14 protein-coding genes and 3 tRNA genes are annotated in these 14,551 nt (G+C 70.5%); 10 read left to right on the top strand and 7 right to left on the bottom strand.

All coding sequences use genetic code 11. From position 1 onward, the window contains the following. Positions 1-139 precede the first annotated feature (139 nt). Complete coding sequence (mobA, locus tag JOE61_RS09570) at positions 140-751, bottom strand: molybdenum cofactor guanylyltransferase (protein ID WP_307822902.1); 612 nt, start codon at positions 749-751, stop codon at positions 140-142. A gap of 45 nt (positions 752-796) precedes the next feature. On the opposite strand from mobA, the gene JOE61_RS09565 reads away from it, so the two are divergent. The 3 genes from JOE61_RS09565 to JOE61_RS09555 all read left to right on the top strand — a co-directional run bounded on the left by JOE61_RS09565 (position 797) and on the right by JOE61_RS09555 (position 2,894). Further along, positions 797-1,561: a carbon-nitrogen hydrolase family protein gene (locus JOE61_RS09565; RefSeq protein ID WP_227492320.1), complete on the top strand. Its 765-nt coding sequence runs from the start codon at positions 797-799 to the stop codon at positions 1,559-1,561. An 11-nt stretch (positions 1,562-1,572) separates the two neighbouring features. Next, the gene (locus tag JOE61_RS09560) at positions 1,573-2,598 is read left to right on the top strand and encodes a hypothetical protein (protein ID WP_193670865.1); all 1,026 of its coding nucleotides are present in this window, start codon (positions 1,573-1,575) and stop codon (positions 2,596-2,598) included. A 65-nt stretch (positions 2,599-2,663) separates the two neighbouring features. Beyond that, positions 2,664-2,894 (top strand): biotin/lipoyl-binding carrier protein, encoded by a 231-nt coding sequence (locus tag JOE61_RS09555; protein WP_193670864.1) that lies wholly within the window; start codon positions 2,664-2,666, stop codon positions 2,892-2,894. A 19-nt stretch (positions 2,895-2,913) separates the two neighbouring features. Here the strand turns inward: JOE61_RS09555 and JOE61_RS09550 are convergent. Further along, positions 2,914-3,001: transfer RNA gene (locus JOE61_RS09550), tRNA-Ser, on the bottom strand. 98 nt (positions 3,002-3,099) lie between these two features. Between JOE61_RS09550 and JOE61_RS09545 the strand changes: the two genes are divergently transcribed. From JOE61_RS09545 to JOE61_RS22135, 3 genes are all read left to right on the top strand, one after another. Beyond that, the gene (locus JOE61_RS09545; protein ID WP_193670863.1) at positions 3,100-3,573 is read left to right on the top strand and encodes a hypothetical protein; all 474 of its coding nucleotides are present in this window, start codon (positions 3,100-3,102) and stop codon (positions 3,571-3,573) included. A gap of 62 nt (positions 3,574-3,635) precedes the next feature. Further along, positions 3,636-3,729: transfer RNA gene (locus JOE61_RS09540), tRNA-Ser, on the top strand. A gap of 207 nt (positions 3,730-3,936) precedes the next feature. Continuing rightward, positions 3,937-4,071: a hypothetical protein gene (locus JOE61_RS22135; protein WP_264675530.1), complete on the top strand. Its 135-nt coding sequence runs from the start codon at positions 3,937-3,939 to the stop codon at positions 4,069-4,071. Positions 4,072-4,180: 109 nt separating this feature from the next. Here JOE61_RS22135 and JOE61_RS09535 read toward each other — a convergent pair whose 3' ends face one another. Further along, on the bottom strand, positions 4,181-5,230 hold the full coding sequence (locus tag JOE61_RS09535; protein WP_193670862.1) for a phospholipase D-like domain-containing protein: 1,050 nt from the start codon (positions 5,228-5,230) through the stop codon (positions 4,181-4,183). A 189-nt stretch (positions 5,231-5,419) separates the two neighbouring features. After that, positions 5,420-7,237 carry a phosphoenolpyruvate carboxykinase (GTP) gene (locus JOE61_RS09530; protein ID WP_193670861.1) on the bottom strand — a complete coding sequence of 606 codons (1,818 nt, stop codon included), beginning with the start codon at positions 7,235-7,237 and terminating at the stop codon, positions 5,420-5,422. Positions 7,238-7,556: 319 nt separating this feature from the next. Here JOE61_RS09530 and JOE61_RS09525 point away from each other — a divergent pair, with 319 nt between their 5' ends. From JOE61_RS09525 to JOE61_RS09510, 4 genes are all read left to right on the top strand, one after another. Next, complete coding sequence (locus JOE61_RS09525; RefSeq protein WP_193670860.1) at positions 7,557-8,774, top strand: cation:proton antiporter domain-containing protein; 1,218 nt, start codon at positions 7,557-7,559, stop codon at positions 8,772-8,774. Between the two features lie 79 nt (positions 8,775-8,853). Further along, positions 8,854-8,926: transfer RNA gene (locus JOE61_RS09520), tRNA-Arg, on the top strand. 430 nt (positions 8,927-9,356) lie between these two features. Next, on the top strand, positions 9,357-10,919 hold the full coding sequence (gene istA, locus JOE61_RS09515; RefSeq protein ID WP_204797200.1) for an IS21 family transposase: 1,563 nt from the start codon (positions 9,357-9,359) through the stop codon (positions 10,917-10,919). Continuing rightward, on the top strand, positions 10,916-11,662 hold the full coding sequence (locus JOE61_RS09510; RefSeq protein WP_289016757.1) for an ATP-binding protein: 747 nt from the start codon (positions 10,916-10,918) through the stop codon (positions 11,660-11,662). The genes istA and JOE61_RS09510 overlap by 4 nt, the downstream gene beginning before the upstream one ends. A 245-nt stretch (positions 11,663-11,907) precedes the next feature. Here JOE61_RS09510 and JOE61_RS09505 read toward each other — a convergent pair whose 3' ends face one another. Genes JOE61_RS09505 through JOE61_RS09495 form a run of 3 tightly spaced genes read right to left on the bottom strand, consistent with a single transcriptional unit; the run spans position 11,908 to position 14,547 of the window. Continuing rightward, the gene (locus JOE61_RS09505; RefSeq protein ID WP_193669854.1) at positions 11,908-12,624 is read right to left on the bottom strand and encodes an ABC transporter ATP-binding protein; all 717 of its coding nucleotides are present in this window, start codon (positions 12,622-12,624) and stop codon (positions 11,908-11,910) included. Continuing rightward, entirely contained in the window at positions 12,617-13,690 is a 1,074-nt protein-coding gene (locus tag JOE61_RS09500; protein WP_193669851.1) for a branched-chain amino acid ABC transporter permease, read from the bottom strand. Before JOE61_RS09500 ends, JOE61_RS09505 begins: the two co-directional genes overlap by 8 nt. Continuing rightward, on the bottom strand, positions 13,687-14,547 hold the full coding sequence (locus tag JOE61_RS09495) for a branched-chain amino acid ABC transporter permease (protein ID WP_193669850.1): 861 nt from the start codon (positions 14,545-14,547) through the stop codon (positions 13,687-13,689). Before JOE61_RS09495 ends, JOE61_RS09500 begins: the two co-directional genes overlap by 4 nt. Between the last annotated feature and the right edge of the window lie 4 nt (positions 14,548-14,551).

Below are 14,551 nucleotides of genomic sequence, written 5' to 3'. Positions count from 1 at the left end.
GTACCTCGTCGTCCAGGTCGTGGTCCGGGTCGTGTGCCTGAGGACGCGCCAGGACGCGTCAGGGGACCACGACCCAAGCCACGACCCAGGCCACGACCCAGGCCACGACCCGACCCACGACCCGGCGCAGGGGGACGGGTCAGTCGTCGGCGAGGTCGCGCAGGTCGGCCCAGGTGTCGACGTCACGGTGCTCGCGGCCCAGGGCGGGGACCTCGGCGAGGTCGAGGCGGGCCAGGAGGCGCCGCAGGGCCATGCCGTGCTGCTCCTCGTGGGTGGGGCGTACGTCGTCGAGCCGGTCGGTGCGCAGCACCAGCGCCAGCGCGTGCCGCCCGTCGGGAGCCACCAGCACCGCCCCGTCGCGCTCGACCGGCGCGTCCACCCCGCCGCTGACCGCCCGCCGCAGCCGCGCGAAGGTCCCGGGGCCCACATGCGGCATGTCGACGGCGAGCACCCCGAGCAGCCGCGCCGGGCGCAGCAGCGCGTCGCGCCCGGTCAGCAGGGCCGCGACCGGCCCGCCGTGGCGGGGGTCCTCGCGGGTGAAGGTGACCGGCCGGTGGGTCGGCACCGGGTCGCCCACGACGACCACCTCCCTGGCGTCGAGGCAGGCGTCGAGGGCGTGGGTCAGCAGGGTGCGCCCGTGCAGCTCGACCGAGGCCTTGTCGGCCCCGTCGAGGCGCACTGCGGTGCCCCCGGCCAGCACCACGGCGCTGAAGGACGGGTCCGCGAGGTCGCTCAGGTCGTCGGGCTCCACGCCAGCAGGATGGCAGCAGCGCCCGCGGCTGGCAGGCTGGTGTCCATGACCACGCTGCGCGTCGCCCTGGTCCAGGAGGCCTCCGACACCGATCCCGCCGTCAACCGCGCCCGCCTGGCGCAGCTGGTGCCCGAGGGCCACGACCTCGTCGTGCTGCCCGAGGCGTTCGCCCGCGACTTCGGCTCCGCCGGCTCCGACGTCAGTGCCGACGCCGAGGCGGTCGACGGCCCCTTCGGCGCCGAGCTGGCCCGCGTGGCCGACGAGCGGCGTACGACGGTCGTGGCCGGCATGTTCGAGACCGGTCCCGACCCGCAGCGGCCCTGGAACACGCTGCTGGTGCGCGGCGCCGCGGAGGCGGAGTACCGCAAGATCCACCTCTACGACTCCTTCGGCTACCGCGAGTCCGACCGGCTCAGCGCCGGCGACCCGACCCCGGCGCTGGTCGACGTCGGCGGGGTCCGGGTGGGGCTGATGACCTGCTACGACCTGCGCTTCCCCGAGCTGGCCCGGCTGCTGGTCGACGCCGGCGCCGAGCTGCTGGCGGTGCCGGCGGCCTGGGTGGCCGGTGAGCGCAAGGTCGAGCACTGGCGCACGCTGCTGCGGGCCCGCGCCATCGAGAACACCGTGTACGTCGCTGCCGCGGGGCAGCCCGCGCCGCGCTACAGCGGGCACTCCATGCTCGTCGACCCGCTGGGCGACGTGCTCGCCGAGGCCGGTCCCGACGCGGGACTGGTCGAGGGTGTGGTGGACCTCGCTCGGCTGGCCGAGGCGCGGCGCACCAACCCCTCGCTGGCCAACCGCCGGTTGTAGCCTTCGTCGACGTGTCGTCAGCCGTCTCCCTCCGCCTCGCGCAGGTCAGCAGCTCGGTCGACCGCCTGGCCGGCTCGCGCTGGCCGCTGGTGGCCTGGTCGGTCATGGTGGCCGGGGGGCTGGCGGTGCTGGTGGCGGGCGTGCTCGAGCTGGGCCCGGCGTGGCTGCCCGGTGTCGGATCGGTCGCCGTGGCCGGGGCCTTCACGTGGGCGCTGGCCGCACGCACCGGCGGGCGTCCGGTCGTCTTCGGCACCCTCGCGGTGGCCATCGGGGTCGCGGTGCTGGTGCTCGACGAGGACCGGCTGCGCACCGGGGCGGCGGTCTGGACCTGCGTGGTGGCCGCGGTGCTGGCGGTGATGGGCACCGTGCCGGCGCGCCGGCTGCGGCACGCGGCCCGCGAGGCGCTGCTGGCCACCCTCGTCGCCGCCGTCGGGGCGCTGGCGGTGGTCGGCTTCGAGCCGGTGGTCAGCGTGGTCAGCTTCGAGTACGCCACCCTCGGCCTGGCGCTGCTGGGCGTCTTCGCCCTGGTCTTCCGCCTCGGCGCCGGGTTCCACGGCCTGGGCCGGCGCGGGCTGCTGATCGTGCTGGTGGGCGGTGCGCTGCTGCTGCTCACCCTGGCCTACGCCGAGCTGCTGCGCCGCTACGGCCCCGGCGCCATGGTCACCGACCTGCTCGACGTGGTGCGCTGGTCACGCGAGAACCTGGGCGCCTTCCCGCGCCCCATCGCCACCGTGCTCGGCGTGCCGGCGCTCGTGTGGGGCTGCCACATGCGGGCCCGGCGCCGTCAGGGCTGGTGGGTCAGCGCCTTCGGCGTGGCCGCCACCGCGTCGGTGGCCAGCTCGATGATGAACCCGTCGGTCGCGCTGCTCGAGGTGGGCCTCTCGATCGGCTACGGCCTGGTGATCGGCGTGCTCATCGGCGCCGCGCTGATCCGCCTCGACCTGCGCCTTACCGGGCCCCGCGGTCGCCGTGCGCGACGCGCGGAGGAGCGGGCGGCCGGGCGGCCCGAGCCGGCGCGCGGCCAGGCGCTGCTCTGAGCCGGTCCCTCGCACCGCCGGGCGACGGATCCGGCGTACCTGCCGGTAACGGCTAGGTTCGAGTCGTGGCTCGTGAACAGGTGCAGCAGATCGCGGCGGAGATGGTCGCCAACGTGCTCGAGGTGGCGGTCGCCGCCGGGGAGCACGTCGAGGTCGGCGACACGGTGGTGCTGCTGGAGTCGATGAAGATGGAGATCCCGGTCATCGCCGAGCACGCTGGCACCGTGGTGGCGATCAAGGTCGCGCCGGGCGACGTCGTCCAGGAGGGCGACCTGCTGCTCACCCTCACCCGCTGAGCGGCGGCGTCGGGGAGCCTGGCAGAGGGGGCGGGATTCGAACCCGCGGTAGGTCTCCCTACGACCGCTTTCAAGGCGGTTCCGATAGGCCACTCCGGCACCCCTCCGTGCCCGCGCCGGGCCCGGCGCGTGCCAGGTCACTCTAGAAGACCGCGCCCGGGCGCCCGGGTGGCGCCCCGCGAGAGCGGTGGTGTGGAATCGGGTCATGTCCGGTACGCCGCTCCCCACGCCGCACGACTACCGCTTCGCGCAGGCCTTCACGGTGCGGCTGGTCGGGCTCAGCCTCGTGGCCCTGGCGCTGGTGATGTTCGCCGGCACCGCCGTCGTCGCCGTGAGCGGCGTCAACGCCGACGTGCTGGTCGTGCTGCTGGGCGTGGGCGTCGCGGGCGTCTTCGGCCTGGGCTGGTGGCTGCGCAACCGGGCCTTCGTGCTGCGCGCCGAGAGCGAGGGGTACGTCGTCGGGCCGGTGCGCGGTGCCGGCGTGAAGCGGGCCCGGTGGAGCGAGGTGAGCCAGGCCGCGACCACCACCGTGCGCGGCATCGACTGCCTCGTGCTGCACCTGGAGGACGCGCGCGCCACCACGATCCCCGTCGAGGCGCTGGCAGTGGACCGGGAGCAGTTCGTGCGCGAGATGCAGCGCCGCCTGCGCGCCGGCCAGGGCCACCGGCCCCTCGGCTGAGGTCCGCGGGCGCCCTGATTGGTGGCGGGCGGCCCCGGCCTTGTAGCCTGTCGGCGCTGCCGGGAGGCGTCGCCTAGTCCGGTCTATGGCGCCCGCCTGCTAAGCGGGTTTGGGGCTACAACCCCATCGAGGGTTCAAATCCCTCCGCCTCCGCCAGCGCACGACCCCCGCAGGTCCCCAGGACCTCGGGGGTCGTGCCACGTCCGGGTCCGGGCGTCCTCGCCGCCGCCTCTCGCCCGTCTGCATGTTTGTGCATTGCACGAACATGGCCCGGCGCTCACGGTGTCGCCGGGCCGCGGCTGGGGCAGACTCGGACCCCACGGGCCACGACCTGGCCCGACCGGAGCACCAGGAAGGTTCACCATGAAGATCGTCCGCAAGGCCGGGCTCGTCGTCGCCACCACCGCCGTCACCGTCGGGATGCTCGGGTTCGTGGCCCCCGCCCAGGCCATGGACAGCAGCTGGGGTTGCGGCGGCTACTGCCGCAAGGCGCCCTGAGCCGTCCCCCCTCAGTCGCCCCCTGACCGGCTGACGCCAGCGTCCCCCCGCTGCGGCGTCGCCGTTCACCAGAGGCCCCATCCGTCCCGGTGGGGCCTCTGGTGCGTCCTCAGCCCTCGCCGCCGGCCGCGTCGTCGGGGTCCGGGCGCGACCCGGCACGCGAGGCGTCCGACTCGGTGCCCGAGAGGCCCAGGCGGCCCATGGTGTAGCCGAGCTGGAAGCGGGTCTCGGCCTCGTACTCGTCCTTGAGGTCGGCGACGTAGCCGGCGTAGGTCCGGGGGCTGACGCCCAGGCGCTTGGCGCTGACCGGGTCGGCGTGGCCCTCGACGAGCATCCTGATGGTCATCTGCCGCTGCTCCACGGCGATGTCCTTGAGCATCGAGGTGTCCTTGTTGGTGAAGGCGCGCCCGCGCTCCCAGGCCCGCTCGAAGACGTCGACGAGGTAGGCCACCACCGACGGCTCGCGCACCGCGATGGCCACCCGCAGGTCGTCGCCGCCCGGGATCACCGCGACCCGCCGGTCGACGACGATCATCCGGTTGAAGAACTCGTCGAGGGTGCGGACCTCGGCGCCCCGCTCGGTCACCGACGCCACGTAGCGGTGCGTGACCGTGCTGCGCCGGGCGCTGTGCTGGTAGAGCGTGCGGATGCGCACGCCCCGCTCGAGCGCCGCGATGTCACGCCGGGCGGCGGCCTCGAGGGTGGCGGCGTCGCGGCCGGCCTGCGGCTGGGCGGTGAGCATCTCCTCCTCGACCTCGGCCACGAGACCGTCGAGGTAGGTGCTGATGGCGTGGTCGCGCAGGTAGGTGAACGGCCCGCCGCGCTCGCTGTGCGGGGCGCGTCGCCAGGTCTGGGCCAGGCCGCCGAAGGCCCGGGCCCACTGCGAGGACTCCTCGAGCAGGCGGCCGGCGTCCTGGCTCAACGGCGAGACGACCCGCGACTGCACGCTGGTCGGGTCCTCGGGCAGGTACGACGCGCCCTCGGGGTCCAGGTGCAGCAGGCCCAGCTCGACCAGCAGGTCGAACGCGGGGCGGGTCTCGGCCTCCTCGGCGAGGCGGGGGTCGTCGGTGCGCAGCCCGCCCTCGGCGACGGCCGCCTCGTACAACGGCGCGGCCTGCGACTCCAGCAGCGCACGGTGCTCGGGTCCGTAGCTCGACACCTGGTCCTCCTGTGCTGACGGGGCGGGTGCGCCCTGGGTGCGGATCTGCCGGGGGACTGCCCGGCGGCGGGACTCCGAGGGGACGATCCTGTCACACGGGTGTACCCCACGGAGCCGTCCGGAATGCACGGACCCCGCTCCCGGTGGGGGAGCGGGGTCCGGTGCTGGCGCGCGGGGCGCGCGGGTGGCTCAGACGCCGAGCCGTGCCTTGAGGCCGTCGAGCTCGGTCCAGAGCACGCCCGGCAGGTCGTCGCCGAACTTCTCGAACCACTCCTGGATCTGCGGGATCTCGGCCTTCCACTCCTCGGCGTCGACCTCGAGCGCGGCGACCAGCGCCGCCTCGCTCATGTCGAGGCCGTCGGTGTCGAGCGACTCCGGGGTCGGCACGTGGCCGATGGGGGTCTCCACGGCCGCGGCCTGGCCGTCGATGCGCTCCACGACCCACTTCAGCACGCGGCTGTTCTCGCCGAAGCCGGGCCACAGGAAGCCGCCCTCGTCGTCTCGGCGGAACCAGTTGACGTAGAAGATCCGCGGCAGCTTGGAGGCGTCGTTGTCCTTGCCGATGTTGATCCAGTGGCTGAAGTAGTCACCGGCGTTGTAGCCGATGAAGGGCAGCATCGCCATCGGGTCGCGGCGCACCACGCCGACCGCGCCGGTCGCGGCGGCGGTGGTCTCCGAGGAGAGGGTGGCGCCGAGGAAGGTGCCGTGGGTCCAGTCGCGGGCCTCGAAGACCAGCGGCACGGTGGTCTTGCGGCGACCACCGAAGAGGATGGCGTCGATCGGGACGCCGCGCGGGTCGTCGTACTCGGCGGCGAGGATGTCGCACTGCTTGATCGGGGTGCAGTAGCGGCTGTTGGGGTGGCTGGAGAGCTCGTCGGACTCGGGGGTCCAGGGCTCGCCCTTCCACGAGGTGGCCTTCGCCGGCGGGTTCTCCAGGCCCTCCCACCACACGTCGCCGTCCTCGGTGAGCGCGACGTTGGTGAAGACCGAGTTGCCCTTGTTGATGGTGCGCATGGCGTTGGGGTTGGTGTGCTCGTTGGTGCCCGGCGCCACGCCGAAGAAGCCGTACTCGGGGTTGACCGCCCAGAGGCGCCCGTCCTCGCCGATGCGCATCCAGGCGATGTCGTCGCCGAGCGTCTCGACCTTCCAGCCCGGGATGGTGGGCTGCAGCATCGCCAGGTTGGTCTTGCCGCAGGCGCTGGGGAAGGCCGCGGCGACGTACTTGGTCACGCCCTGGGGGCTGGTGAGCTTGAGGATCAGCATGTGCTCGGCGAGCCAGCCCTCGTCGCGGGCCATCACCGAGGCGATGCGCAGCGCGTAGCACTTCTTGCCCAGCAGGGCGTTGCCGCCGTAGCCGGAGCCGTAGGACCAGATCGCGCGCTCCTCGGGGAACTGCACGATGTACTTGGTGTCGTTGCAGGGCCACTTCACGTCGGCCTGGCCCTCGGCGAGGGGGTGGCCCACGGAGTGCACGGCCTGCACGAAGTCGGCGTCGAGCTCGGTCATCCGGTCCAGGACCTTGGCGCCCATCCGGGCCATGACGCGCATCGAGGCGGTGACGTAGGCGGAGTCGGTCAGCTCGATGCCGAACATCGGCTTCTCGGACTCGAGGTGACCCATCACGAAGGGGATGACGTACATGGTGCGACCGGTCATGCAGCCGTCGTACAGGCCGCGCATGATCGACTTCATCTCGTCGGGCGCCATCCAGTTGTTGGTGGGCCCGCAGTCCTTCTCGTCGACCGAGCAGATGTAGGTGCGGTCCTCGACGCGCGCCACGTCGATGGGGTCGGAGGCCGCGTAGTACGAGTTCGGCTTGATGCTCGGGTTGAGCTGGGTGAACGTGCCGGTGCCGACGAGCGCGTCGGTCAGCTTGGTCCACTCCTCGTCGGAGCCGGTGCACCAGTAGATCTCGTCGGGCTTGGTCATCGCCGCGACCTCCGCGACGAAGTCCAGGATGCCCTGGTGGGTCGTGGGAGCGTCGGTGAGTGCCTGGTGGGCGGTCATCTGCCTCTTACCTCTCGCGCATTCGCGGGGCCTGGCCTCGCGGATGCGGGGACGGCGCCCCGGCCGTCGAGCGTATCGACGGTGTGTCGTGGAGCTGGTGTGGATCGCGTGGCCTCGTTGCCGGCGACTTTTGTAGGGTCCTGGTGCGGTGCCGATGAGGGTCCCCGCCTGGGACTTCGGCGAATGTACCGCCGCTCTTTAACCCCGCATATTGGATCGTTCAACGCTGTGTGCTGTCGGTCACACGGCGGGCCCGGGGCGCAGGGGCTCGCACGGGTGGGTGAGGCGGGCGCCGGGGGTGGACGGGTCGGTTGGACCCATGCAGGTCGAGGTGGTCGTCGTCGTGGTGGCGGTCCTGGGTCTGGGGGTCGCCGCCCTGTCCTCCAGCATCGATCGGCTGCCGGTCTCCGAGCCGCTGCTGGCGGTGGTGGCCGGGGTGCTGGTCGGGCCCCGGGTGCTCGGGTGGGTGGCGCTGCCCGAGCTGGGCGGGGGCGCCCACGAGCTCCGGGAGGTGGCGGTGGTGCTGCTCGCGGTGTCGATGATGGCGATCGCCCTGCGCTACCCGATCGCCGACGTACGCCGTCGCGCGGGGCCGGTGGGGCTCCTGCTGGGCGTGCTGATGCCGGTGATGGCGCTGGCCTCGGCCGGGGTGGCGTGGGCGGTGCTGGGGCCGGCCGCCGGGCTGGGTGCCGGCGCCGCCCTCCTGCTCGGCGTCGCGGTGTGCCCGACTGACCCGGTGCTCAGCTCGAGCGTGGTGACCGGCGGGCCGGCCGAGCGCGACATCGAAGAGCGCACCCGTCAGCTGCTGTCGCTGGAGTCGGGCGCCAACGACGGCCTGGCCCTGCCGCTGGTCGTGGTGGCGGTGGCGGTCGCCGGTCCGCTGACCGGCGGTGAGGCGGGCCTCGAGGTGCTGCGCAGCGTCCTGGGTGCGCTGGCGCTCGGGGCCGCCGCCGGGTGGGGCGCCGGCCGGGCGGTGCGGCTGGGCGAGCAGCACCGGGACACGAGCCCGGCGCAGGCGGTCCTCTTCACCCTGGTGCTGGCGCTCGGCGTCCTCTCGGCCGCACGCCTTCTCGACGTCGGCGCCGTGCTCGCCGTCTTCGTGGCCGGGCTGGTGCTGAACGCGACCTGGACCAGCGACGACCGGGTGCGCGCCCTGACCGTCGACGAGGCGCTCAACAAGTACGCCGTGCTGCCGGTCTTCGGGCTGCTCGGCGTCGCCCTGCCGTGGTCGGCCTGGGCCGAGACCGGGTGGGTGCTGGTGCTGCTGGTCGTCGGGGTGCTGCTCCTGCGTCGGCTGCCGTGGCTCCTGGCTCTCGCCCCGGTCCTGCGGCTGCCCCGCCGCGACGCGCTCTTCCTCGGCTGGTTCGGGCCGATCGGGGTCTCCGCGCTCTACTACCTGATCGAGGTGGGCGAGCGGGTGCCCGGCAGCGGGATCGTGGTCACCGCCGGCACCGCGGTCGTGGCCGGCAGCACCCTCGTGCACGGCTTGACCGGCAGCCCAGGCCGAGCGGCGTACGCACGGGTGGAGCGTGGGTGAGCCCGCGACCCGGGCCCGATTTCGGCTCGCGCTGCGTCTGCGCTAATCTCCTTGGGTCGCAGGGCATGCCGTGCGACGGGCGCCTGTAGCTCAACGGATAGAGCATCTGACTACGGATCAGAAGGTTTGGGGTTCGAATCCCTACAGGCGCGCAGAGCACAACGGCCTCTGACCTGCTACGACCGGGTCAGAGGCCGTTGTGATTTCCTATGGAATTGCAGATCGGGCGCAGGCGGACACACTCCGGACACAGTTGCCCCTTCGCTCTTTGCCCTGTGGGGACTGGAGCGCGTCGGCCAGCGGCAGTGGCCAGAAGCCGAGGCGCAGGTCGACGCAGCTCGGGCCGGCGCCGGTACCCCTCACCGACTCCGACCCGGGGACGCCGCGCCGAGACCCGGTCGACCGTCCTTTCGTGAGTGAATATTCGCCTTACTGGGGTCCAGCGGCGGCGTGTTCCGGGGCCGTCGGGGTGACTGCTCGTTAGCGGGCTTGGGGGCCGGTGTTGGCGTCGTTGGGGGCCACCCGTTTCTAGGCTCCTCCCGCCGTGCGTATAGGGCGCACAGCGGAAGGAGCGGATCATCGATGGTACGGAAGATCAAGGCGAAGCTCGTGCTGCAGTTGCGAGCCGAGGGCCTCTCAGGGCGAGCGATCGCGTCCTCGCAGGGAATGTCACGCAAGTCCATCACTGCGGTGCTGGACGCTGCGGACGTAGCCGGCATCAGTTGGGACGACGTCGCTGAACGCCCAGAGGACGAGGTGTACGCGCTGCTGTTCCCCGGACGCGGTGAGCACGAGAGCGTGTTCGCCCAGCCGAACTGGGACCAGGTCCACAAAGAGATGGCCCGGGTCGGGGTGACGCTGAAGCTGCTGCACAGCGAGTACACCGACTCATGTGCCGCGGCTGGCGAGCCAGCGATGGGCTACGACCGGTTCTGCCGCACCTACCAGCGCCACGTGCTGGTCACCGGCGTCGCGTCGCGTGTGGGTCACAAGGCCGCCCAGACCGTCGAGGTCGACTGGTCCGGCCCGTCGATGCAACTGAGCGACCCGGTCAGCGGAGCCACGAGGACGGTGTACCTGTTCGTGGGGTGCCTGCCGTTCAGCCGGTACGCATTCGTGGAGCCGACCCTGGACATGAAGCAGGACACCTGGCTGCGGGCTCACGTGGCGATGTTCGAGGCCTTCGGCGGTTCGGTGCCAAGGATCGTGTCGGACAACCTGAAGACCGGAGTGATCAAGCATCCCCGTGACGGCGAGATCGTCCTCAACGACGCCTACCGTGAGATGGCTGGGCACTACTCGGCCGCGGTGCTGCCAGGCCGGGTCCGCAAGGCCAAGGACAAAGCCAGCGTCGAGAACACGGTGTGGCACGTCGCGATGCGAATCATCGCCGACCTGCGTGATGAGAGGTTCACGTCGCTGCCCGAGCTCAAGGCAGCCATCACCAGCCGCGTGGAGGCCTACAACGGCGAGCCGTTCCAGAAGCGACCCGGCTCGCGGGCGAGCGTGTTCACGGCCGAGGAGCAGCCGCTGCTGCGGCCGCTGCCACAAACGGCCTACGAGATCAGCCGGTGGGTCTACGGGCGTCGGGTCGGGCGCAACGGGCATGTGGTGTGGGAGAAGAACTTCTACTCCGTACCGTTCGCCCACGTCGGCGCCTTGGTCGACCTGCGTATCACCGACCGGGTGCTGCAGGCCTACCGCGGCACCGCGCGGCTGAGCAGCCACTTGCTGCTGCCGCCGGACGCGGCCAACGAGTACCGCACCAACGACGCCGACCTCCCGGTCGGCGAACGCTATCGCCAGTGGGACCCGGACCGGGTCAGGGACTGGGCTGAGCGGATCGGCCCGGCGACGGTGAGCGTGGTGAACCGGATCTTCGAGTCCGTCCCGGTCGACGAGCAGGGCTTGGACGCCGCCCTGGCGGTGCTGCGGCTGTCGCGACGTTTCTCGGCCGAGCGGGTCGAGGCAGCCTCCCGGCTGGCGTTGGCAGGTCGGGTGCGGTCCCCGCGCTATGCGCACCTGCACCCCATCTTGGTCACCGGGCAGGACAAGACCGCCGGGCTGCGGCCACCACGCGAGGAACCAGCAGAAGCCGGTGGCTACGTCCGTGGTGCCGGCTACTACGCGGGCGGTGCCAAGTGAACGGCATCGACATCGAGACCAAGCGCAAGCTGCGTGAGATGGGCGCCGCGCCGCTGCTGGAGGCGCTCGAGGCCCAGGACGACACCCTCACACTCGGGATGGGCTTCGGTGAACGGCTCCGGTTGGTGGTCGACGAGGCACACTCGACGTTCAACCACGCCAAGGTCGAGGGCCTGATCCGCCGCGCCGGACTGCGGTACCCCGGCGCCGACCTGCGCCGGCTCGATCTGGTCGAGGAACGTGGGCTGGACCGTCAGGTGATCGCCCAGCTCGGGACCTGCACGTTCATCGAGCGACAGCAGAACGTGGTGTTCCAGGGCTTCACCGGCTCTGGGAAGTCCTACCTCGGATGCGCGCTAGCCAAGCAGGCCTGCCAGCACCGGATCCGTGCCCACTACATCCGCATGCCCGACCTGGAAGAAGCCTGGGCGCTGGCCAGTGACAAGCCACAAGGAGCGACGAAGTTCCTCAAGAAGTACGCGGCCTTCACGTTGCTGGTGATCGACGAGTGGCTGCTCGACCACCCCGACGACGCCATCAGGAGCATGCTGCTCGAGCTACTGGAACGCAGGTACGACACCGGGTCCACGGTGTTTTGCACCCAGTACGCCAAGAAGGACTGGCACCAGCGGCTCGGATCAGGAGTGCACGCCGACGCGATCATGGACCGCATCGTGCACAACACCATCTGGGTCGACACCGGCAACCACAACATGCGTGAACACGCCTCGATGAACCGGTGAAAACAGCCGTTGGGGGCCGGTGGCCCCCACACCTGCGGCCACTGGCCCCCAACGGCAAGATCCACGGCCCCCAGCCACCCGATCCAGTGGTCCCCAAGCCTTCAAATACTCAGTGAGTCCAGCTGAGCAGCGCCGGCAGAGCTCCGAATCCGGCGCGTCATCCATTGAACGAGTAGGGGTGACGTCGGCCTCGTCACCACATGTCACGTTGAATCGCCCCGGGTTTCGTGGAGGCTGCGCGACGTCTAGTGAGCCGCCGCGCGGCCCAGGTATGCCTCGCGTACCTCTTCCGACCGTGACACCTCACTCATGGAGCCAGTCGCCACGATGTGCCCGTTGTTGAGGACCACGACGCTGTCGGCCAACGCTGTCACCGCCTGGAGCACGTGCTCGATCATCACGATGGCCACGCCTGTCTCACGGCAGGCGCGCACCTGCTGGATCACCACGTCGACCTCGACCGGGGTCAGGCCCGCCATCACCTCGTCGAGGAGGAGAAGCTTGGGGTTCGCGGCCATGCCTCGGGCGAAGTCCACGACGCGTACCATCGCCGTGGGAATGTCCCCGAGCCGGCGCGAGCGGTAGGGCCACAGGTCGAAGCTCCTGAGCTGCTCCTCCGCGATCCGGTTGACCTCGCGATAGTCGCTCGACTGCCGGTAGGCGGCCATCGCCACGCACTCGAACACGTTCAGCTCGGCGGTGTTTCCCGTGACCTGGAACGTACGTGACACGCCCATAGCAAATGCCTTGGCAGCCGGTCGGCCCGTCAGGTCCTCACCGTCGAGGGCAATGGTTCCGGCGTTGGGCGACAGGTATCCAGAGATCAGGTTGACGAGGGTCGACTTTCCCGCGCCGTTGGGCCCGATCAGAGCGGTCACCTCCCCGGCTGCGGCGGTGAAAGAGACGTCGGTCAACACTTTGAGGCCACCAAAGCTCTTGGCGACCTCACGCAACTCAAGCATGTGCTGTCTCCTTCTCCTTCGACTCGTGCTGCACGGTCGCTGGCTCCCCTTGCGTCGACGAGAACACCCGGTCGAGCAGGGTGTTCCACATCGGGACGATCCCGTCGGCGCCGAGCCGCAGGATGAGGATCACCACCGCGGCGTAGGCGATCTGCGTGATGCTGGAGATGCTCGAGCTGGTGACGTCGAAGGACCGAAGCCCCTCCTCCAGCGCAGCGATGCCGATGCCCGCCACGATCGGTCCGGCGATGGTGGACGATCCACCGATGATCGCGCCGACCATCATGAGGATGCCGATCTCCAGAGTCAGCACCGACTCGTAGCTGACGAAGCTGGTGTACTGCGCGATCAGGCTGCCCGGGATGGCGGTCAGGCCCATGCTCAACCCCATCGCCACCGCTTGGTTGCGGACGACGTCAATGCCCATGCTCGCCGCCATGTCGGGGTCCTCCCGGATGAACGGAAGCGAGCGGCCGAAACGTGTGCGGCTCGTCATCCACACCGTGCCCAGTACGATGAGCACCAACATGGCGAGGGCCACGTAGTAGAGCGGCTTAGGGTCGAGGAACCACTGAAGGTGGGTGAAGCCCTCGTTCATCGTGTTGTTCTGCAGTCCGTCGACCTTCCCGGTGACGGACCATGAGGCCGCGAGACCTGAGATGGCGAGCGAGAGTGCCGCCGTACCGAGGGCGAAGAAGAAGGCGTTCACCCCGAATCGGCTCATGACGAGGCTCACGAGCACACCGACGACGCTGGAGACCAGCATGCCGACGAGGATGGCGAGCCAGACGTTGATGCCATGGCCCCACGTCAGGATGGCCACCGCGAAGGCACCGATGCCGAACCCTGCGACGTGGGCCAGTGACAGCAGCCCGACAAGTCCGCCCGCGATGTTCCAGGTGAAGTTACGCATGGCATAGATGAGCGCGACGAATCCGACGCCCACGAGTGCGGGGTCCACCAGCCACGGATAGACCACCGCGCCGACGAGCGCCGCAACCATGATCACCGTGTTGACCGCCTGCCGTGGAGTGGAGGGCTTGAGGTCGTGCAGGAGCGGGCTCATGCGAAGGCCGCCTTTCTCACGATCAGTCCCTGCGGGCGGATCAGGATCACCAGCAGGAACGTCAGGTAGATCGCTGAGGACGTCAATGATCCGGATACGAACACGCTTCCCGCCGCTTCGGCCATCCCCAGCAGGATCCCGGCCATGACGGTCCCCCAGAGCGAGGCGACGCCGCCGACCACAACAATGATGAAGGCTTTGATCGTCAGGTCGAGCCCGTAGTGCGGGGAGACGGGCTGGAACGGGATGAGCAGTGCACCGGCGATCGCGGCGATGCCGGCGCCGAAGGCGAACGTGCCGCGGTAGACGCGGGGAAAGTTGATCCCGACGTGCAAGGCTCCGGGCAGCGACTGGGAGCACGCCCGGATGCTCTGCCCCAGGCTGGTGCGGTAGACCACCCAGGAGATCGCCACGGTCAGCACCAGGCTGATGATCGCGGCCATGAGCCGGGCAGGGCTGACCGTGACACCCAGGATCTCGAAGGCCGAGAACGGCCACGGGTTCGAGATCCGCTGGAATGGCTCCGGGAACCTGATCTGGAAGAAGTACTGCATCGCGATTCCCAGGCTGATCGTGATGACCAGCTGGGCGTGGCCCGGTTTGTGCAGCGTGAAATCCAACAACCAGCGTTCGACGACGTACCCGAAGACAGCCGCCCCGAGGGCGATGCCGAGGGTGTAGAGGAGGTACGTCGGCAAGGAGCCGGGGTTGAGCCACAGCAGGCCGTACATCCCGATGAGGACGAAGTAGCCATGCGCGAAGTTCACCACGCGCATGACGTTGAAGACCAAGAACAGCCCCAGCCCGATCAGGGTGTAGATCACGCCTTGCAGGAGACCCGTGACGAGGATCTGCATCAAC

The organism is Nocardioides salarius, assembly GCF_016907435.1.
Lineage (GTDB): Bacteria > Actinomycetota > Actinomycetes > Propionibacteriales > Nocardioidaceae > Nocardioides > Nocardioides salarius.
The sequence above is the reverse complement of the archived record's forward strand: the minus strand, read 5'-3'. Positions and strand labels throughout refer to the sequence as shown.